General features: G+C 64.9%; 17 protein-coding genes. 8 read left to right on the top strand and 9 right to left on the bottom strand.

The features are described from left to right. Window positions 1-7: 7 nt before the first annotated feature. The 3 genes from MUU56_RS25795 to MUU56_RS25785 form a co-directional block, all read right to left on the bottom strand. Window positions 8-1,159, bottom strand: coding sequence for an ABC transporter permease (locus MUU56_RS25795; RefSeq protein ID WP_244770143.1), 1,152 nt, complete (start codon window positions 1,157-1,159; stop codon window positions 8-10). 154 nt (window positions 1,160-1,313) lie between these two features. Then, complete coding sequence (locus tag MUU56_RS25790; RefSeq protein ID WP_244770142.1) at window positions 1,314-2,411, bottom strand: extracellular solute-binding protein; 1,098 nt, start codon at window positions 2,409-2,411, stop codon at window positions 1,314-1,316. 63 nt (window positions 2,412-2,474) lie between these two features. Then, complete coding sequence (locus tag MUU56_RS25785; RefSeq protein WP_244770141.1) at window positions 2,475-3,446, bottom strand: carbohydrate kinase family protein; 972 nt, start codon at window positions 3,444-3,446, stop codon at window positions 2,475-2,477. 345 nt (window positions 3,447-3,791) lie between these two features. Here MUU56_RS25785 and MUU56_RS25780 point away from each other — a divergent pair, with 345 nt between their 5' ends. After that, window positions 3,792-4,739 carry a LysR substrate-binding domain-containing protein gene (locus tag MUU56_RS25780; protein WP_244770140.1) on the top strand — a complete coding sequence of 316 codons (948 nt, stop codon included), beginning with the start codon at window positions 3,792-3,794 and terminating at the stop codon, window positions 4,737-4,739. A gap of 61 nt (window positions 4,740-4,800) precedes the next feature. Here the strand turns inward: MUU56_RS25780 and MUU56_RS25775 are convergent, their stop codons facing one another. The 4 genes from MUU56_RS25775 to MUU56_RS25760 form a co-directional block, all read right to left on the bottom strand. Continuing rightward, window positions 4,801-5,673 carry a LysR family transcriptional regulator gene (locus MUU56_RS25775; protein ID WP_244770139.1) on the bottom strand — a complete coding sequence of 291 codons (873 nt, stop codon included), beginning with the start codon at window positions 5,671-5,673 and terminating at the stop codon, window positions 4,801-4,803. 68 nt (window positions 5,674-5,741) lie between these two features. Continuing rightward, entirely contained in the window at window positions 5,742-6,956 is a 1,215-nt protein-coding gene (locus MUU56_RS25770) for a M24 family metallopeptidase (RefSeq protein WP_244770281.1), read from the bottom strand. 198 nt (window positions 6,957-7,154) lie between these two features. Then, window positions 7,155-7,832, bottom strand: a complete 678-nt coding sequence (locus MUU56_RS25765; protein WP_244770138.1) for a phosphoribosylanthranilate isomerase — start codon at window positions 7,830-7,832, stop codon at window positions 7,155-7,157. 19 nt (window positions 7,833-7,851) lie between these two features. Further along, the gene (locus tag MUU56_RS25760) at window positions 7,852-8,706 is read right to left on the bottom strand and encodes a MurR/RpiR family transcriptional regulator (RefSeq protein ID WP_244770137.1); all 855 of its coding nucleotides are present in this window, start codon (window positions 8,704-8,706) and stop codon (window positions 7,852-7,854) included. Window positions 8,707-8,852: 146 nt separating this feature from the next. On the opposite strand from MUU56_RS25760, the gene MUU56_RS25755 reads away from it, so the two are divergent. The 6 genes from MUU56_RS25755 (at window position 8,853) to MUU56_RS25730 (ending at window position 15,439) form a co-directional block, all read left to right on the top strand. Next, window positions 8,853-10,106 (top strand): ABC transporter substrate-binding protein, encoded by a 1,254-nt coding sequence (locus MUU56_RS25755; protein WP_244770136.1) that lies wholly within the window; start codon window positions 8,853-8,855, stop codon window positions 10,104-10,106. Between the two features lie 57 nt (window positions 10,107-10,163). Continuing rightward, window positions 10,164-11,060 (top strand): carbohydrate ABC transporter permease, encoded by an 897-nt coding sequence (locus tag MUU56_RS25750; protein ID WP_244770135.1) that lies wholly within the window; start codon window positions 10,164-10,166, stop codon window positions 11,058-11,060. After that, on the top strand, window positions 11,057-11,899 hold the full coding sequence (locus tag MUU56_RS25745; protein WP_244770134.1) for a carbohydrate ABC transporter permease: 843 nt from the start codon (window positions 11,057-11,059) through the stop codon (window positions 11,897-11,899). The genes MUU56_RS25750 and MUU56_RS25745 overlap by 4 nt, the downstream gene beginning before the upstream one ends. Window positions 11,900-11,917: 18 nt before the next feature. Further along, complete coding sequence (locus MUU56_RS25740) at window positions 11,918-13,120, top strand: trans-sulfuration enzyme family protein (protein WP_244770133.1); 1,203 nt, start codon at window positions 11,918-11,920, stop codon at window positions 13,118-13,120. Window positions 13,121-13,130: 10 nt separating this feature from the next. Then, a complete protein-coding gene (locus MUU56_RS25735) occupies window positions 13,131-14,063 on the top strand; it encodes a carbohydrate kinase family protein (protein ID WP_244770132.1) in 933 nt (310 codons plus the stop codon). A gap of 242 nt (window positions 14,064-14,305) precedes the next feature. Further along, window positions 14,306-15,439, top strand: a complete 1,134-nt coding sequence (locus MUU56_RS25730) for an aminotransferase (RefSeq protein ID WP_244770131.1) — start codon at window positions 14,306-14,308, stop codon at window positions 15,437-15,439. A gap of 57 nt (window positions 15,440-15,496) precedes the next feature. Here MUU56_RS25730 and otsB read toward each other — a convergent pair whose 3' ends face one another. Beyond that, window positions 15,497-16,309, bottom strand: a complete 813-nt coding sequence (gene otsB, locus MUU56_RS25725) for a trehalose-phosphatase (RefSeq protein ID WP_244770130.1) — start codon at window positions 16,307-16,309, stop codon at window positions 15,497-15,499. A gap of 112 nt (window positions 16,310-16,421) precedes the next feature. Between otsB and MUU56_RS25720 the strand changes: the two genes are divergently transcribed. Beyond that, on the top strand, window positions 16,422-17,501 hold the full coding sequence (locus MUU56_RS25720) for an ROK family protein (RefSeq protein WP_244770129.1): 1,080 nt from the start codon (window positions 16,422-16,424) through the stop codon (window positions 17,499-17,501). Between the two features lie 46 nt (window positions 17,502-17,547). Here the strand turns inward: MUU56_RS25720 and MUU56_RS25715 are convergent, their stop codons facing one another. Beyond that, window positions 17,548-20,691, bottom strand: a complete 3,144-nt coding sequence (locus MUU56_RS25715; RefSeq protein ID WP_244770128.1) for a CHAT domain-containing tetratricopeptide repeat protein — start codon at window positions 20,689-20,691, stop codon at window positions 17,548-17,550. Between the last annotated feature and the right edge of the window lie 21 nt (window positions 20,692-20,712).

Raw genomic sequence — 20,712 nt, 5'->3', positions numbered from 1 at the left:
GCTCCGGTCAGCTTTCCTGCTCAGGTTGTGGCGAAACCGCGCGCAGCACCAGCGCGGCCGCGGCGATGACCAGCAGCAACATCGTCGCCAGGGCTCCCGCCAGCCCCCAGTTGAGGGACTTGGAGAAATTGTAGGCGATGAGATTGCCGATCAGGCTGCCGCTCGGGCCGCCCACGAGTTCAGGCGTCAGATAGAAACCGAAGGACAGCACGAAGATCAGGATGCCGCCCGCCAGAACACCCGGCAGCGTCTGCGGCAGGTAGACGGTCAGGAAGGCGCGCAAGGGCGTGGCACCGAGCGTCAGGGCGGCCTTGAACAGCGACGGCTGTACGCGTTTCATGACGGCATATGTGGGCAGAACCGCATAGGGCAGGAGGACGTAGGACATCACCACGACGGTTGCGAACAGATTGTGCAGAATCTGCGGGCGGTTCGCATCATCCACCAGGCCAAGCGCCACGAGAACGCTGTTGATGACGCCGCCGTTCTCCAGAAGGATCACCCAGCTCGCGATCCTTGCCAGAAGCGGCGTCCAGAAGGGCAGCAGGACCATGCCCATGGCGACGGCGAAAGCAAGGCCCCGCGCATTGGAGAGATAGTAGGCGATGGGATAGCCTATGGCCGTACAAACGAAGACGACGAGAAGCGCGACAAGGATCGTGCGCAACCACAGGCGCATATAGACCCGCTGCGCCTCCGGCTTGACCTCGACCGAGACCATGGCCGTCGGATCGGCGGTCCTCAGATCGAGTGCGTTGAAATAGTATTCGGGGATGGCTGGATTGGTGGCCAGCTTGATCGCGCGCCAGGTCTTCAGGTCACCCCAGCGCTTGTCCACCGCCTCGAATGCCGTACGGGTCGGCTCCAGATCGGAAGACCGCGTGATGGTCTTGCGGATGAGACTGTTCATCCCGCCCTGGAAGAAATTGAGCCTCGCGCCGAGCTTGGCGATGCTGCCCTTTTCGGTCTCGCGCACCAGATCCCGGTTGAAGGCGGCGAAGGCGGCGTCACCCGGAACGTCCGCGCCCTGCCATGTCTCCAGCGCAGCGGCGGTTTGCGAAAGCGCCTGCGCGATTTCGCGATTGTCGACGCTGAGGACGACGAAACGAACCAGCGGCACGATCAGGAACAGGACGATCAGCAGGGCAAGCGGTGCCATCAGCATAAAACCGACGACGGATGTCCGCCGCATCCGCCAGGACGACGTTTTCAAGTATGTCAGGGCGTTTGTGGTGGAGACCATGCGCGTGCGTTCACCAGGTTGTTCGGGCAGCCAGGCCCCGGAAACCTCCGGGGCCTCAAGGATCGATGGATCAGAGGCCGGACTTCCAGGCGATCCAGCGTTCGTTGATCTCGTCCTGGTGGTTCTGCCAGTAGTCGGAACCCATTTCGAGATAGTTCGTCATGTTGGCGGGCGCGGTGGACAGATACGGCCCGACCATCGTCTTGCCGTCCTCAGACCAGGGCTCGTTCGCCATGATCTTGTCGCCGGCCGATTTTCTCCACGGAGCGTAGGGGATGTAGCGGACCGTTTCGGCGATATTGTCCGTGGCCGTGGCGAAACGCAGGAAGTCCTTCGCCGAATCGAGGTGCGGAGCGCCCTTCAGGACGACGAAATTCTGGAAATCCATGATCTGGCCGTCCCAAACCTGTTCGATGGGCGCACCTTCCTTGACAACCGCGTCGTAGAAGCGGCCGCTCCAGCCCGTGGACATGACGACCTCGCCCTTCGCCAGCAGCTCCGGCGGCTCCGCGCCCCCGTTCCAGAACACCAGTCCGCCGTTCCTGTCTTCGTGCAACGCCTTCAGTTTGGCGAGCGCGCGATCCACCGCCTCTTCGCCATTTTCCTCGAGGTAGTCGTAGATGTCCTTGGTCGGCACGCCGTCGGCCATCAGGGCCATCTCGATGGCCTGCGTCGGGCTGCTCCAGATGCCGCGCTTGCCGGGGAACTTCGCCGTGTCGAAATAGTCTGCGACGACAGTCGGCTTTTCCGCGGGAAAGACTTGCTTGTTGTAGGCATATGTCCACGAATAGATGACCGTGCCGATGGCGCAATCATTCGGACGCTTGATCAGGTAGTCATCGACACCGGCGCCGTCCGGGGCCGGTTCGGTCACCTCCGCAAGGTCGATCTTCTCGAAGATGCCCTCGGCGCAGCCGATATTGGAATCGGCATTGTTCATGTCCACGACGTCCCAGATGACATTGCCCGATTCGACCTGCGACCGGACCTCGCCCAGACCACCGGAATAGACGTTCCAGTTGATCTTGTTGCCGGCCTTTTCATAGGCCTGGCCGTAGCCAAGCTCCTGGCTGCGCTGATAGGCGCCACCGAGCGACGTCACATTGACCTCGGCGGCGACCGCCCCGCCGGCACTCGCTGCCAGAAGGGCCGCACTCGCACTGCTCAACAAAAAATTCCTGGTCATTTGGTTCCCCTCGCGTTTTCAACGCCTGTTGTGCTTGCCCTATGTTCACGCCAGGACGGCAGCGGCAGCATCTGTCCGCCCTGACATTCGGATGAATTCTTCGACGTCCAGGACGGACGCGCGCCCGCTGCGCGGGCCGACGAGCGTGGTTGAGCGCGCCGCTGCGGCATTGGCGAAATGGGCGGATCGCTCGACGGACCATCCGCAGGCGCGGCCATAGAGGTAGGTCGAATTGAACGTGTCGCCGGCACCAAGCGGATCGACCGCCGACACGACGTGCCCGGCAATGCGGATCCGTGTATGCGGCAGGTGAACCTCGCACCCCTCCTTGCCGCGTGTCAGAATGACTTCGCCGCCTGTGTCTTCGAGCAGTTTCCCGATTGCCTTCTCGGCAGAAGTGCCATCGCGGAATTTGGCGATGCTCTCGTCGTTGAAGGAAACGAAGTGCGCCGCCGAGAATGCCCACCAATCCTCCTTCGCGGAATGGAAGGATTCCGCCTCGACGTCGATGAACAGCCTGGCACCGTTGGCGCGCGCCTGCGCAAGCACGTCCCTGATGCCAGCGATGCGGCCCAGATGGGCGATCGTCGAATAGATGAATTTCGCGCCGGTGAAGACCTTGTGCTCGTCCGGCGTCAGGGCGAACTCGTAGCCCGGATCGATGATGATCAGCGTCTTTTCACCGGCATTGCGCTCGCTCAGGAAATTGTAGGCATAGGAATTGCTGAACTGCGGCGAGCGGCGCACCAAACGCGTGTCAATGCCATTCGACGCCATTTCGGCCAGGATGGGGTCAGCATCCTCGTTGTCCTGAAGCGGTCCCATCAGCGTGGGCGGCAGGCCGTAGCCTGCATAGATCGATGCCGCATTCGGGATCATGCCGCCATAAACCCGGCCGGCCGGCACCGCATTGATCTTCTGGCCCTCGCTCGGCCAATATTGGCAGCGGACATAGTGATCGACGGCATGGCTGCCAAAAAAGACCACGGTGTCATTGCTGGTGACGGTTCCGGACATGGCATCCTTCTCGGACAGTTCGTGCGTGGAGGCTGTAACCACCCTGCCGCGTTCGTCGACAGCTTCACGGAGCCTCTGTGCCAGGGAGATTGGCAGCGGGATGGCCACCCAACAAGCGGTAAGACCTAACGTCTTGCGTTAGTCTGCCTAACGCACCGGCTTTAACCGCCTGGCAATTACGCGGTTTAACGTAATATTTTCCGGCAAAAGTCCTGTTTTTCCATGCAGGGTTGAAAGTTTTTTTGACAGGCCCGGTACGGCATGCTCTCTGGAACGAGCATCCGGGTGCTTTCCCGAGCCCGGCGAGGACATGGCTGAAACACCGGGAACACCAGTCGGTACACGATGGCGCTTACTCACTTCTCGCTGACCGCCCTGCGTTCCTTCGAGGTCGCCTCGCGTCATCTCAGCTTCACAAAAGCCGCGGACGAGCTGTTCCTGACGCGCAGCGCCATAAGCCAGCAGATCAGCCTTCTCGAAGGGCAGATCGGCGTAAAACTGTTTCACCGGCTTCACAGCAAGCTTGTCCTGTCACGCGAAGGCGAGCTGCTCGCCAGCGCCATTCGCAAATCTCTCCTCAACATCGAGAGCGCGCTCGACAGCATCCGCTCCAGCGAGATCAGCGGCAAGCTCGTCGTCGGCTCGCTGCCATCCTTCGGCGCAAAATGGCTGGCGCCCCGGATATCCCGGTTCGCAGAGCTCCATCCGAACATCGAGATCAAACTCCTGTCCTATATCAGCCTTGACGACGTCATCTCCAATGGTGTCGACATAGCCGTCAGTTTCGCGCGCGAAAAACAGCCCGGCATCCAGCAGGAAATCCTTCTGCAGGACGAAATCTGGCCCATCTGTGCACCATCCATCCTCCGGGCCGAGCAACCGGTGAATTCGGCCGATGATCTCGGATACTACCCCATCCTGCACACGACCCTGGAAGGGCTGGATTTCGGTGCAAGCTGGGACAACTGGTTCGCCGAACTCGGCCTGCCGCCTTTTCCGCCGCACCGGGCAATCTCCTTTTCACGCGCTTATATGATGATCGAGGCCGCCAGCCGCGGCCAGGGCATCGGCATCGCGATGCGCTCTCTAGTCGAGCAGGACGTAAACAGTGGCAAATTGCTGCGTCTGTTCGACTTTCGGGTCGAGGCCAGCAAGCTGATCGCCCTGTTCTATCCGGAAGCGGCCGAACACAGGCCCGCGGTAAGGGCTTTCAGCGCTTGGATCCATGAACAGTTGCTGAAAGACCGCTCAAGCTTATCATTGGCGGAGCCATCACCTGTGTGCCTCGATTGATGTGGCTCAACATCAAAGACATGTTGCCACGCCATTGGTCGAGATTTTCTTTCCTTTATCTCTAAGCGAGCCTGCCTGCCAGGAACGCATCGGCGAAATGCGCCGCGAAGCTTTCGGCAACCGGCGAGCGCTTGCGATCCGAGCTTAGATAGATGCCGACGACGACATCGGCGAGGCGCGGCAGGCCGAGCGCCTCGTCGAGCGTCGTCAGCTTGTTCGGCACGATGCGGCGGGCGAGCACCGTGTTGCCGAAGCCGGAGCCGACCGCGGCCTCCAGCCCGGCAAGGCTGGGGCTGGTATAGACGAGATCGTAGCCCCGCCCGTCGCGCTGCAGCGCCGTCAGCATCGCACGGCGATAAAGGCAGCCTTCCGGGTAGCAGACGATGCGCAGGTTGGCGTTCCCGTCCGTCACGACGGATGTCGGCGTATAGCCAACCCAGGCGAGCGGTTCCTTCCAGGTCATGAACGCGCCCTCCGCCGGCCCGTCCGGCGTCATCGCCACGACGAGGTCATAGAGCCCGTTGCGCAGGCCTTGCAGCAAGACATGCGAGAGATCGCACACCACCTCAAAGCGGAAGTCATGGCCGCTGCGGGCAAGGCGCGGCATCAGCTTCGGCAGGAAATGGTCGGCATAGTCGTTGGGAATGCCGAGGCGGATCTTGCCGTGCTGGTCGCGCCTCGACAGCCGCAGCACCATCTCGTCGTTGAGCGTCAGCATCTGCCGCGCATAGCTTGCCACGAGCTCGCCCGCCTCGGTCGGCTGGGCGCCGGCATCCTTTGCGAAGAGGGAAACGTTGAGCAGTTCCTGGAGCTTCTTCATCTGCAGGCTGATGGCCGGCTGGGTGCGGCCGAGCTGCTCGGCGGCGCGCGTATGGCTGCGCAGGTCGATGACCGCGAGGAAGGTGCGAAGGAGATCGGTCGGAATGTTTCTCACGGGATCGGCACCGCTCCAAAAGGAAACGGGCCGATCGGGCGGCCCGTTCCAAGTTGCCCGCGGACGGGTCAGGCGGGGAGGATATTATGCTCCGGACCGAAGGGGAAGCCCGTGATGTTCTCGCTGCCGGTCTCGGTCATCACGAGGATGTCGTGCTCGCGGTAGCCGCCGGCGCCGGGCATGCCGTCCGGGATGGTCAGCATCGGCTCCATCGACACGACCATGCCCGGCTGCAGCACGGTGTTGATGTCCTCGCGCAGCTCCACGCCCGCCTCGCGGCCGTAGTAGTGCGAGAGCACGCCGAAGGAATGACCGTAGCCGAAGGAGCGATAGCCAAGCAGGCCGTGCGCGCGGTAGATCTCGTTGAGTTCCGTCGCGACGTCGCCGCAGCGCGCGCCGGGCTTCAGCAGCTCGAGGCCGCGGCGATGGACGGCGCAGTTGATCTCCCAGATGCGCAGGTGCTCGTCGCTGGCATGGTCGAGGAAAAGCGTGCGCTCCAGCGCGGTATAGTAGCCCGAGATCATCGGGAAGCAGTTGAGCGAGAGGATGTCGCCCTTCTCCACCCGGCGCGAGGTCACCGGATTGTGCGCGCCGTCCGTGTTGATGCCCGACTGGAACCAGACCCAGGTATCCATCAGCTCGGCATGGGGAAAGCGGTTCGCGATGTGGCGGACCATGGCCTGCGTGCCGGCCAGCGCCACCTCGTATTCCGGAATGCCCTCGCCAACGGCGTTTGCCACCGCCGCCCCGCCGATATCGGCCGTCGCGGCGCCTTTCTTGATGAGCGTGATCTCCTCGGCCGACTTGATCGTCCGAAGCCACATGGTCGGCGCGCCGATATCGACGAATTCGACATGCGGGAACGCCTCTTCCAGCAGCCGGCGCAGGTCGAGATTGACCTGGTCGAACTCGATGCCGATGCGCGAGACCTTGGGCAGCAGGGTCTGCAGGGCATGGAAGAAGTTGTCGCGCTGCCAGTCGGTATAGGTGATGTTGTCGCCGAAGGTGCGGCGCCAGGGCTGGCCCGCATCGATGCCGGCGGAAACCGAGGTCGCCTTTTCCGGCGTGATGACGAAGGCGTAGCGGCGGCCGAAGGAGCAGTAGAGGAAGTCGGAGAAATAGCAGATGTTGTGGTAGGAGGTGAGGATCGCCGCGTCGAGCTTCAGCTCCTCCAGAATGCGCCGCATGGCGTTCTGCCGCCGCTCCATCTCGCCCGCCGAAAATGTCGGCCGGACCTTCTCGCCATTGTGCATCTCCTGCAGCCGCAGCAGCTGGTTCGGCATCCCTCGCGCAAACATGTTCATTCGAAAAACTCCCTTGACCGCGGCCAATCGCGCCGTTTGACGGGGTTCAAGGTAGAAATCTTCGCTGCCGCTGGAAAATTAGAAGTTCCAATGGAGCCATAAGGGGATCGCACTGGTCGAAAAAGAAAGGGCGGCGCCAGCGGCACCGCCCCTCCTCCTTCCGTCAAGGGCCGTCGCTCAGGCCGCCCTAGCGGCCGTCACGAAAGCCTTGATCCTGTCGATATCCTTGCGGAAGCCGCCTTCGGGCAGCGGCTTGTTGGTGTGGGTCAGCGAATCCACCGCCCAGGGCTTCACCGCGGCGATGGCAGCCGCGACATTGTCCGGTCCGAGCCCGCCGGCGAGGATGACCGGCAGCCTGCTGCGCTCGACGATCGCGCGGCTCAGCGACCAGTCATGGGTGACGCCCGCCGCGCCGATGCCGCCGATATGGGCGGCGACGGAATCGAGGATGAAGCTGTCGCAATAGGGCTCGAAGGCGGCGGCGTGATCGAGCGCTTCCGGCCCGGTCATCGGAATGGCCTGCAGGATGCCGAGGCCCGGATAGAGCGGCAGCAGGGTTTCGCGCAGCTGGCGCACATGATCCGGCGTCACCAGCGTGATGTCGCCGCACAGATGCAGCACGTCCGGCCGGACGGCGGCGACCATGTCGGCGATGGCAGCAAGATCGCTCTCCACCGACAGCGCGACGCGCGAGGCCTTGCCCTTCAGCGCATCGGCGATCTCGCGCGCCGTCGCGAAGCTGATTTCGCCCGGCAGGCCGCGATTGGCAGGCGTCAGGCCGAGATAGTCGACGCCCGCTTCTGCCGCGGCGATCGCCTCGGAAACGGTCTGCATGGTGTAAATCTGGATCTTCACGGCAATACCTGTCTTGATGCTAGATGGACTTGGGAAGGATGGCGTTGACCATTCGCTCCTCGGTGAGCTGGGCCCGCTCGGCATTGCGCGCGACGAGGGCCGAATAGAGCGCGTCGATCAGCGCCATCTGGGCGATCTGCGCGGCCATCGGCTCACTGCCCTGCTCGTGGGAGACGCTGACGAGAACGACATCTGCGAGACGCGCGAGCGGCGAGGCGCTGTTGCCGGTGATGCAGAGCGTCTTCGCCCCGCGCGACTTCGCCTCCTGGAGCACGAGCACCGGGTCGCTGGTGATGCCGGAATAGGAGATGACGACGACGAGGTCTTCCGGCCCGGTGAGCGCCGAATGCATGATCTGCAACTGCGAATCCACCGGCGCATCGCAGCGAAGACCGAGCCGGATGCAGCGCTGGTAGAAGGCCTGCGCGACGATGCCCGACCCGCCGACGCCGCCGACGAGGATATGCCGCGCCCCGGCGATGAGATCGAGCGCGCGGGCGAAGGTCGCCTCGGAAAGCACCCCTTGCGTGTCGCTGATCGCCTGCGCCACGGCGCGGAACAACCGGCCGGCCGCCTGGAGATCGCTGGCATGCGGCTCGCTGGAGATGGTTTCCTGGCTCTGGCGTGGCTCCTGCGCCAAGGCCAGCTTGAGGTCGGTAAAACCCTCGAAGCCGGCGGTGCGACACATGCGCAGCACGGTCGTGTCGCTGACATCCACCGCCTGGGCGATGGCCGACATCGAGTTGCGGATGGTCGCCTCGGCATTGTCCAGCACCCAGAGCGCGACGCGGCGCTCGGAGTCCGAGAGTTTCGGCAGCACGCTGCGCAGCCGGCTGCTCGCGGGATTGGACGGACCACGCAGGTCAACGGTCATGGCGGCTCTTTCGCGGTCTGACGCTGTCGATTGAAGCGGACGCTAGCATGGGCATGTTGTGGTGTCACTATGGACAGCATGTTTTTGTTGTGGCATCACTGCATACGGCGGCGGAGGGCGCTGCCCAACCGTTTCGGGAGGATATCGTGAAGCTGAAACGTCTTCTCATCGCCGGCGCCGCGCTTGCGCTCACCGCATTTCCGGCCGCGGCCGGCGCGCTTTCCTTCTGGCATGCCTATGCCGGCCAGCAGGACAAAATCGATTTCATCACCTTCGCGCTCGACGAATTCGCCAGGAAGCATCCGGACATCACGCTGGATGTCGTCGCCGCAGAGCAGTCGGCCTACAAGACCAAGCTCAACACCGCCATGGCCTCCGGCAATCCGCCCGACGTGTTCTACACCCTGCCGGGCGGCTTCCTGAACGCCTTCGTCAAGGGCGGCCAGATGTATGCGCTCGACGCGGACCTCGCCAAGGACGGCTGGCGCGAGAGCTTTCTGGAAAGCGCCATCGCCCAGACCATGAAGGACGGCAAGACCTACGCCGTGCCGGTCGACGTCGACTCCGTCGTCTTCTGGTACGACAAGGCGCTGTTCGCCGAAAAGGGCTGGACCGTACCGAAGACCTATGACGAGCTGATGGCGCTGGCCGAAAAGGCCAAGGAAGAGGGCCTCGTGCCCTTCTCGCTCGGCAACAAGGATTCCTGGCCGGCCACCTTCTGGTTCCAGTACATGGAAATGCGCCTGAAGGGCTCCGGCGTCGTCGCATCCTTCGTCAATGGCGATGCCGGCGCGACGCTCGGCGCAGAGGGCGAGAAGGCCTTCCAGACCATCGCCGAGATCGCGCAGAAAGACTATTTCCCCATCGGCTTCAACGGCATGAGCGACCAGGAAGCCAACATGCTCTTCCTCAACGGCCAGGCCGCCATGCTGCTCAACGGCACTTGGCAGATCGGCGCCTCGGCCGATGCGCCGGAAGGTTTCGAGCTCGGCTATTTCGCCTTCCCGAGCGTTTCGGGCGGGGCCGGCGACCAGAGCGACGTTCTGGCCGGCGTCGCCGCCTCCTTCGGCATCTCGGAAAAGGCGGAGAACAAGGCCGACGCCGTGACGCTCCTCAAGTTCCTCACCTCGCCCGAGGTGATGACCAAATATGTCGAGCTGCGCAAGACGATGGTGACCGTCAAGGGTGCCACCACCGAGGCCGCCGCCGGCCCCGTGCTCTACGGCATCAGCAACGAGCTGATGAACGCCGCCGGCCATCTCGACTCCTTCTACGACACCGCGATGCCGCCGGCCGCGACCAATATCTACTACACCACCCTGCAGGGCGTTCTCGACGGCTCCGTCGCGCCGGCGGATGGCGCCAAGCGCCTCGAAGATGCGCTGAAGGCCAACAAGTAGGAAGAAGCCCGCCGGCGCTTCTTCGGCGGCGGGCAAATACCTCCAGGAAACGGCGGGATGATGCGCGCGGACATCGGCTTTGCGAAGAGACACAATCGGGCGGCGCTGATCTTCCTCGCGCCGGCCCTCCTCTTCGTCTTCGCCTTCGTCGCCTATCCCGTCGTCTATGCCGGCTGGCTGTCGATGTTCCAGTGGGACGGCGCGTCCGCCCCGGTCTTCGTCGGCGTGGGCAACGTGCTGCGGCTTGCAGGCGACCCGATCTTCTGGGCCTCGCTCGGCCGCAACCTGCTCGTCGCGCTCTCGGCCATCGTCTTCCAGGTCTTCCTGGCGCTGGTCATCGCCTACTGCCTGGTGCGCATCGTGCCGGCCTTCAGCCGCATCTTCCTGTTCTTCTATCTCGTGCCCGTCATGGTCAGCGAGATTTGCATCGGCCTGCTCTGGCGCTTCATGTACAATCCCTATTTCGGGCTGGTGAACGCCGCCCTGAAAGCCGTCGGACTGGACAGCCTGAAGCGCGGCTGGCTCGGCGAATCCGACACTGCCTTCCTTGCCGTCGTCGTGGTGATGAGCTTTACCTACCTCGGCCTCTACGTGCTGCTCTTCACCGCCGCCGTGCGTTCCGTGCCGGAAAGCGTCTACGAGGCGGCCGAGATCGACGGCGCGGGCCATGGGCGCAAATTCGTCTCGATCACCGTCCCCATGGTCTGGGACGCCGTGCGCGCCAATTCGCTGCTCGCCATCATCGGCTCGCTGAAAACCTTCTCGCTGGTCTTCGTGCTCACCAATGGCGGGCCGAACCATGCCAGCGAGGTGGTCTCCACCTATCTCTACAAGATGGGCTTCGGCAGCTTCGAGATGGGCTATGCGGCGACCATCGGCTTCGCGCAGATGGTGCTGACGGCGCTCGCCGCCTGGATCGTCTTCCGCTACATGAAGCGCAAGGGGGACGCATGACGCCGACCGTCGTCCACCGCTGGAACCGCACGAACAGCATCGTGCTGGCCTTCCTCACCCTGCATGTGCTGATGGTGATCTTCCCCTTCGTCTGGATGATCTACAGCACCTTCAAGACCAACAGGGAATTCATGCGCTCCGTCTGGTCCTTCCCGACGAGCCTCAATTTCGACGCCTATATCGGCGCCTGGAGCGGCGGGGCGCTCGGCGGCTATGCGGTCAATTCGCTGATCGTCATGGCCGGCGCGACGCTGATCACCGTGCTCGTGTCGACGCTCGCCGGCTACGCGCTCGCCATCTACCGCCCGCGCTGGATGCCGGCGGTCGAACTCTCCCTCACCGCCGCCATGGCGATCCCCGCCTATGTGGCGCTGGTGCCGCTCGTCGTCATGCTGCGCGGCGCGGGCCTGCTCGATACCCATCTCGGCGTCATCCTGCCGACGGCCGCCTTCAACGTGCCGGTGTCGATCTTCATCATGCAGGCCTTCTTCAACACGTTGCCGCGCGAGCTTTTCGACGCCGGCCGCGTCGACGGCGCCTCCGAATGGCAGATCTTCCGCAAGGTCGCCCTGCCCATTGCAAGGCCGGCCATGTTCACCGTCGCCATCGTCAACATGATCTGGGTGTGGAACGACTTCCTCTTCCCGGTCGTCTTCATCAACAACCCGGCGCGGAAAACCCTGCCCGTCGGCCTCACCGATTTCGTCGGCGAGCACATCACCAACTATCCGGTGATGCTGGCGGCCATCCTCATCGCCGCCATCGCCCCGCTCATCCTCTTCATCTATTTCGAACGCCAGATCACGGCCGCCCTCATCGGCGGGGCCGTGAAGGAATGATTTTCCAGGAGTAAAACCATGTCTGCCAAGGACTACCAGTTCGCCAGCCGCGCCGTCTTCTACGAGCCGGAGGAACATTCCCAGTCGATCAGCTATCCGATCTACATGTCGGCGAACTTCCAGTATGCCGGCGACATCTACGACCAGATCGTGGCAGGCGCCCGCAAGGAAGTGAACATATACTCGCGCTGCGGCAACCCGACCGAATACAAGCTGGAAGAACATATCGCGCAACTGACCGGCGGCACCGCCTGCCTTGCCACCGCCTCCGGCATGGCGGCCATCTCGCACGCGCTCTTCGGCATCATGAAGGCGGGCGACCATATCGTCGCCGACCTCACCACCTATTCCTCGACGCATGAATTCTTCGACCACCGCGCCCAGGATTTCGGCCTGAAGGTCAGCCTCGTCGACTGCACCGACGTGCGCGCCGTCGAGAACGCCTTCACCGACGAGACCAAGGTCTTGTATGTCGAGGCCATCGCCAACCCGACGATGAAGGTGCCGCCGCTCAAGGAACTGGTCGAGATCGCGCACGCCCGCGGCATCGTCGTCATCTGCGACAACACCTTCGCCTCTCCCGCCGTCTGCCGCCCGCATGAATTCGGCGTCGACGTCGTCGTCGAAAGCGCCACGAAATTCATCGGCGGCCACAACGATGCGGTCGGCGGCGTCATCACGCTGAAATCCGACATTCTGCCGGCCGACTGGCTGGAGGACGTGCGCTGGAACACGCTGAACAAGCTCGGCGCGCCGCTCTCGCCCTTCAATGCCTGGCTCCTGCTGCGCGGCGCACAGACGCTTTCGCTGCGCCTTGAAAAGCAGTGCGCCAATGCGCTGGCTTTGGCAAAGCACCTCGAAGCCCATCCGCGCGTCAAGCGCGTCTTCTACCCCGGCCTGCCCTCGCACCCGAACTATGCTTCGGCGAGCGAGCAATTGCAGGGCGGCGGGGCGATGCTCTCCTTCCAGGTCGCCGACGAAGCCTCCGGCGCGCGCCTGCTCAAGCGGCTGAAGCTGTGCTCCTTTGCCGCCAGCCTCGGCGGCCTTCGCACCACCACGCAGGTTCCCGCCACCATGGCCTTCCTCGACATTCCGAGCCAGGAGCGCGAGGCGATGGGCGTGGTCGACGGCCTGGTGCGCTTCTCGGTCGGCATCGAGCATATCGACGACATCATCGCCGACGTGGACCAGGCCATCGAGCAGATGCACATCGATCTGTGAGGCCGGTCCGATGGCCACGGTCGTCCTGCTCGGCGATATCAATATCGACCTCGTGCTCGATATTCCCTTCTACCCGCCGGAGGGCGGGGAAGGCATCGCCACGCGCCAGACGGTGGCCCTCGGCGGCTCGGCGACCAACACAGCCATCGCCCTTGCCCGCTCCGGCCACGAGGCGCGCCTGATCGGCCGCATCGGCGCGGATGCCTGGGGCCGGCAGGCGCTTTCGGACCTTGCCGGGGCCGGCGTCACCACCCGCTGGATCGGCGAGGACCCGGCGGAGCCGACGCAGATCAACGTGGTGACGGTAAGCCCCGGCGGCGAGCGCACCATGTTCGCCTATCGCGGCGCCAATGCGCAGCTGGCGCCTAACGGCGTGGCGGAGGCGGCGTTCGAGGGCGCCGCGCTGTTCCATCTCTCCGGCTACGCGCTGCTGCGGGCCCCGCAATCGCAGGCGGCACGCCGCGCCATCGACATCGCGGCGACGCGGGACATCCCCGTCAGCCTCGACGTGCCCGGCGGCATCGCCTCGACGATCGCCGGCACGGTGCTGAACCTTCTGCCGAAGCTGGACACGATCCTGCTCGACGGCGCCGACCTTCCCCGCCTCCTGCATCGGCCGCAGGGGAGCGACCTTGAGCCGATGCTCGCCGCGCTGCTGGCGGGTGGCGTGCGACGCATCGCGCTCAAGGGGGACGGTGCGGTATCGAGGCTCTGCCAGCGCGGGGGCGCCGAAAGCGCCCCTTGGTTCCCCGCCGCCGTGGTGGACACGACCGGCGCGGGCGACGCCTTCGCCGCCGGCCACATCCATGGCCGCCTGACGGGCATCGGCGGCCACGACTGCTGCCGGCTTGCCAATGCCTTCGGCGCCGTCACCGTCACGCGCAAGGGTGCAGGCACCGCCATGCCGGGCCTTCCCGATGCCCTGCGGCTGATGAACGATTAAATCCGGACGCGCCTGCCCGCCGCCGCCAAGTCTCATCGAAGAGCGTGACGCGACGGTGATGGCGAGGATATCCGTGTCGCCGTCGATGCACCGCAGCACGAAACATTGCCGGCGGGTACCCAGCAGTACCGCACCCTTGACTGTGCAGTATACTGCGCATAAACTCCTTGCAGCATAGCAGCCTTCATCATTCGACAGATTTCCACCGCGCGTTCCCGGCCGGGACATCAAAGGAGTTGCCCATGAAAATTCGCGATTTCGGCGTTGAAATCTGGATGAACCGCTACGAGAACAACTGCGAGCTGAACATCGCCGAGACCTGCGTCGAATCCCTCACCGTCGCCGAACTCCTGGAGATGGCGGGCAAGACCGACACGATCCTCTCCGAGCTTCTGCCGATGAAGCTGACCTATGGCGCGATCGAAGGCAGCGAGCGCCTGCGAAAGCTGGTCGCCGGCCTCTACGAGAAGCAGGCGATGGAAAACGTCGTCATCACGCATGGCGCGATCGGCGCGAACGCGCTAGTGCACGGCACGCTCGTCGAGCCGGGCGACCGCGTCATCTCGGTGCTGCCGACCTACCAGCAGCACTATTCCATCCCCGAAAGCATCGGCGCCGACGTGCAGATCCTCCGGCTGACGGAAGCGACCGGCTTCCTGCCCGACCTGGAAGAGCTGAGGCGGTTGGCGACAGCGGGCACGAAGCTCATCGCCATCAACAACCCCAACAACCCGACCGGCGCGCTGATGGACCGCGCCTATCTGGAGAAGATCGTCGAGATCGCCCGCGGCGCCGGCGCCTGGATCCTCTGCGACGAGGTCTATCGCGGCACGGACCAGGAGGGCGACGGCATGACCGCCTCGATCGCCGACCTCTACGAGAAGGGCATCAGCACCGCCAGCATGTCGAAAACCTTCGCGCTCGCCGGCCTGCGCCTCGGCTGGATCGCCGGCCCGGTCGAGCTGCTGCACGCGGTCTCGATCCATCGCGACTACAACACGATCAGCGTCGGCATGCTGGACGACCACTTCGCCGCCATCGCGCTGGAGAACCGCGACAAGATTCTCGCCCGCAGCCGCGCCATCACCCGCACCAACCTTGCCACGCTTTCGGCCTGGGTCGACGGCGAGCCGCTGATCTCCTGGATCAAGCCGAAATCCGGCACAACCGCCCTCTTGAAATACCATCTGCCGATGTCCTCCGTGGCGTTCTGCGAAGACCTGCTGGCGCGCACCGGCGTGATGCTGACGCCCGGCAGCGCCATGGACATGGAAGGTTATGTGCGGATCGGCTTCACCAACAACGGCACCGTGCTGGAGGAAGGGTTGAAGCGCGTCTCGGCCTTCCTCAAGGACCAGCAGGCGGCCGCCGCCTGACCGACAGGGCGGATGAGCCTATCCCAGCCGCGACGGGGACGGCCTGAAGCATCCCGCTCAGGACGCCGCCGTCGCCTTCCGGTCGCCCGCAGCGGCGATCGTGGCCAGCGCCGAGCGGATGGCCGACGGTGACGACGCCTTGGCGAGGGCACAGGTGGCCGTGGCGAGCGAACCGACGCGGATCGACTGGCCGCCACGAGCATTGGCCAGCGCGAACATGGTCTCATCCGTCAGGTCGTCGCCGATCGCGATCGGCAGGCGCCCCGCAAAGGCGGGCTGCTCCAGATAGGTGGCGACAGCCTCTCCCTTGTCGGCGCGCGCGGGGCGGATTTCGAAGACCATCTTGCCGGGCTGCAGCACCCAGGCGGGGCCTGCCTCCTCGGCAAAGTCCCGCATGATCTTCTCGAGCGCCGTGTCATAGGCGGGCGCCAGCCGGTAATGGGCTGCGACGGCGGCACCCTTGTCCTCGATCAGCACGCCCTCCATCCAGGCCGTCCGCTCGGCAAGGCGCTGCTTCAGCGCGGCGAAGGCGGGCGTCACCGAGACAACCGAGGTTGCTCCGTCCGTCCCCCTGAATTCCGCGCCGTGCAGGCCGGCGATGGGAAAGCGGAAAGGCGCGAACAACCCGTCTGCGAAGGGAAGGCTGCGCCCGGTGACCAGCGCCAGCGCGCCGCCAAGGCGGGCGGAAACCGCATCGAGGCTCGCCGGAAGCGAAAGGGGGACCTGGATGGCATCCGGCGTCGCCGCAAGGTCGAGCAACGTTCCGTCGATGTCGAGGAAGAGCGCCCAGCGCTCCGGTTCGTCGACAAGTCGACGGACGAGATGGCGGGTTGCGGCGTCCGACGGCCGCAATTTGTCCTGTTTGTTCATCGGCAAGCAAGTAGTTCGCTCCGGCCGGGCGGCAAGGGCTGACGGCGAAGTCTCGCCAGGAACAAGTTTTTCTCCGGCGCATTGTGTCCTCGCATCGGGCAGAGGAGACGACATGGGCAAGCAGCAGAAGAAGGTGCAGCGAACGGAAGAGAACAACGCCCCCGTCACCCACGGGGCCGATGATCTGCCGGCCGTCGAGGTGACCAGCTACAATCTCGAATTGCGCGACAAGGAGGGTTTCATTGGCGACAAGGCCAACAAATCCGCCTTCCGCGATGCCATCGAGGCGTGGCGGAAACGGGTTCGCGCGGGTGGACCGGATCCTCTCGGCGACGTGCCGACGGACGGGCTCTCCAAGAAGGAGGTCGATGCGCTGCTCAAGGAACAGGAGACGGAGGCCGCATCCCTGGTGCGCGCGGCGGTCGACGACTTCGCAGCGGATTTCACGGACATTCTTGCCCGCTATCTCAAGGAGGAAACCTGGAAGGGCACGGAACGGATCGTGGTCGGCGGCGGCTTCAAGGACAGCCAGGCGGGCCTCATGGCGATCGCCCGCGCCCAGATCCGGCTCAAGGCCGAGGGCCTGAAGGTGGAGATCGTACCGATCGCCCATCATCCGGACGAGGCCGGGCTGCTCGGCGCCGTGCACCTCATTCCCTCCTGGATGCTGAAGGGCCATGACGCGATCCTCGCCGTCGATATCGGCGGCACCAACATCCGCGCGGGCGTCATCAAGCTCAACCTCGACGACAAGCCGGATTTTTCCAAGGCCAGGGTGTGGAAATCGGAGCTATGGCGCCATGCCGACGACGAGCCCCGCCGCACCGCGACCATCGAATATCTCGTGCGCATGATCGAAACGCTCATCGCCAAGGCGAAGAAGGCCAAGCTCGCGCTGGCGCCCGTCATCGGCATCGGCTGCCCAGGCGTCATCGCTGCCGACGGATCGATCGCGCGGGGCGGACAGAACCTGCCGGGCGGCAACTGGGAAAGCACGCACTTCAATCTTCCCGAAGCCCTGCGCAAGGCTATCCCCGAGATCGCCGATCAGCCGACCTTCGTCATCATGCACAACGACGCGGTGGTGCAGGGCCTGTCGGAGGTGCCGCGCATGGCGGATGTGAAGCGGTGGGCCGCCGTGACGATCGGCACCGGCCTCGGCAATGCCAGCTTTGTCCGCAAGGAGACATGACTGCCGGGCTCGGGGGGCCAGATAGACCAAGCGGCATCCACCGCCATCAGTTTTCGAACAGCACGAAGGCGGCCCAGACAAGCGGATCCCGGGCCGTGGGGATGCGGCCTTCGATGGCGTCGCGACGGGTGCTGCGCAGCGCTTCGGCATAGGCCTGCCCGTCCTTCAGGTGCTCGTAGAAGCGCACCATGAAATCGGCGGTGCCGTCGTCGGCGACGGGCCAGAGCGTCAGGAGGGAGCGCCTGGCGCCGGCAAGGTTCGCCGCGGTCGGCAGGCCGCGCAGTCCCCCGACGAAGGCCTCGTCGCCGCGGCCGGTTTCGCAGGCCGACAGCACCAGCAGGTCGAGACCGGAAAGATCCCAGCCCATCAGCTCGAAGGCGTAGAGCCGCCCGTCCTTCTCGTCGCGGCGCATGGCGCGCGTATCGCCCGACCGGGCGAGGATGACCTCGCTCTGCCACAGCGTATCGACATTGCGGGCCCCGCCGTTCTTCGCGCTGCCATAGGCGCCGTGCGTCGCCAGATGGGCGACTGTTGCCCCCGCCATGCGCTCGCGCAGCGCCGACTCGCCGACGGCCTCACCGGAAAGGGTCTCGATCTTCAGGCCCGGACCGGACAGGATCTTGCCGATCGCCTCTACCTCGCGCAGCGTTCCCGGCAACGGCATGGCGCCCGCCTCCTCGCCCTTCGCATAGTCGATGCCGCCCGCCAGCACGATCCGGCCCTCGGACGGCAGCGCACGATCCTCTACGGCCCGGTAGAGCGCTTCCGGCTCGGTCAGGAGCCTGAGCGTGAAACGCTCTTCGAGCAGCGTGCCGGCCCGGTCCTCGAGAAGGGAGAAGGGCAAGGCGAACAATTGCCCGTCCGGCACGATGAAGACGGTCCTGGCGCCGGCGATGTCGGCATCGATCGGCGTAATCAGCGCGTCATGCAGCCGCGCGAAGGCGCGCTTGCTCGCCTGGACCAGCAACCCCCTGCCCTCGTCAGCACTGCGGTCACGCGTCTGGAGCGCCGCCACCATGTCATCGCCACCCACCAGCAGCCTGCGCGGATCGCCGAGCGCCCGCAGGACCGGCGCCGCGCCCTTGCGCCAGACGATGGCGTAGAGCCGCGCATCCGCGACCGGATCGGCGCTCTCTCGGTCCACCCGCCATTTGCGGGTCGTGAAATACTGGACGAGCGCCTGGTCCGCGGCCAGGAGGTCCCCCGGGGTCGGCAACGGCTGGTCCAGGATCGTCTCGCGATCCAACCGATAGCGCGCGACGATACGCTCGTGCAGCTGCTGCTCCAGCGCCTTGGTGTCGGAAAGATAGGCATAGGCGAGATCCTGCTCGACATCGGCGGCGAAGATCTCGCGGGCGATGCGCGACAGGCGTGTGATGCGGTCGAGCAGGCGGGCGGTCTCGCTATCCGAGCGATCGATCAAACGGGCAAGTTTCAGCGCGTTGTCCGCATCGGCGGTGGCAAGCGAGGGCCAGCGCCGGGCGGCATCCGCAAAGGCCGGCACGGCGGACGGGTGCCGTTCGGCAAAGCGCGCGTAGTCGTAGAGCATGCCGTCGGCCATGGCGCGCACCGCCTCGCCGACCTCCCGCCCGCCGGCCACCGAGACCTGCAGATGCACCCAGCGCAGCATGTCCTGGTCGATGCCAGCGAATTCCCCGGCGGCCGTGGCCGCATCCGTCGCGGCCTTCGCATTGGCAATGGCGATGCGCCCGGCAAAGGCGAGCGGATGACCGGTGCTCATCTCGCCCGCGGCGATGCTGTAGGCCTGCTGCAGATGCTTGATCTGCCGTTCCGCATTGCCCGCCCTGGCGAAATGATCCGCCAGCAGATAGGCCGCCTTCATGCTGAGGATCGCCGGATAGTTGGAATCGGTGACGAGCGCCTCGACGCGCCGGGCCGCCGCCGCATCCATCGGCCGGGCGCCCGAGAGCAGGTCGGTATAGGCGAGCCAGGCCTCCATGCCGGCAATCGTCACGGGATCGCCGAGTGCCCGGGATATTTCCAGGCACAGCGCGAAATAGCGGCGTGCCTCGGCATAGTTGCCGAGATCGAGATAGTTCTGCGCGGTGTTGTTGGCGCTCACCAGCGTGTTGAAATGGTTCCGGCCATAGTGACGGGTACGGTTCTCCAGCACCTTCAGGTCATATTCCAGCGCCCGCGAGGGCGAGCCCATGCCGCGCAGCATGTCGGCTAGGTTGTTGGCGATGCGCCAGGTGACGGTGTCGTCGTCGCCGAGCGATTTCTGCGCGATCTCGTAATTGCGCCGTTCGAGGTCGATCGCCGTGCCATATTGCCCGACATCCGACAGCGCGCTCGCCAGCTTGTCGGTTGCATGGATCAGTTCCGGAGACTCATGGCCGTAGAAGCGGGCATAGAGATTGGTCGCCATCGAATAGAGCGGCACGAAATGCTGCTGGCTGTCGGGCACCGCGCTGCGGAACTCCGCATAGGCGAGGTAGAAGTCGGCAAGCTCCTTCACCTCGGCGCGGACGGCGGGCGTCTGCTCCGCTTCCCGCAAGAGCGCCGCCGCGTCGTCATTGAGGCCGCTCGCCTGGAAGCTGCGCACCGCCTGCGTATAGTGCCGCAGCGTCACGGCATGCAGCTCCGTCTTCGCCGAGGCGGCCAGCGCAGCGCGCAGCCGCCTGCGGCCGTCCTCCAGGCGCTGGCTCTCCAGCAGGCTGTAGGCGGTGCGCACCCGGGCGTCGATGTCCTCGGCGCTGTCCTTGCCGTGGGCCTTGCGAATCCGCTCCTCATAAAGCTCCGCCAGCGCATCCTGCCGGTCCTTGTCGCCGAGCCGGCCCTTCGCGTCCATCAGGAGTTCGAGCAGGAGATTGGCCCGGGTCTCCTCGACCCGCTCGAGCGTTGCGAGCAGTTCCCCCATGCGCGGATAGTAATCGGCATCGACACGCGCCGCATCGCCCATGCGCATCGCATAGTCGACAGCCGAGACCGCATAGCTTGCCGCAAGCCAGGCCTCTCCCTCCGCCTTGAACCGGGCGCTCGCCGCCTCCGCCTTGCGGCGTGCGCCTTCCAGGTCGCCGCCTTCGGCAAGCGCCTTCATCTCCGCCGCGATGAGGTCGGAGCGCGCGATGGCCGCCTGCGTCGGAGCTTGCGCGAATGCGGGCGCGGCGAGGAAGACGAGGAGGACGAGGGAGAGACCAATGCGGAAGGAACGGGGGAAAATCTGCATGAAGACACTTCTTGACGATAT

This window comes from Shinella yambaruensis, assembly GCF_022899355.1.
Taxonomy (GTDB): Bacteria; Pseudomonadota; Alphaproteobacteria; order Rhizobiales; family Rhizobiaceae; genus Shinella; species Shinella yambaruensis.
The sequence above is the reverse complement of the archived record's forward strand: the minus strand, read 5'-3'. Positions and strand labels throughout refer to the sequence as shown.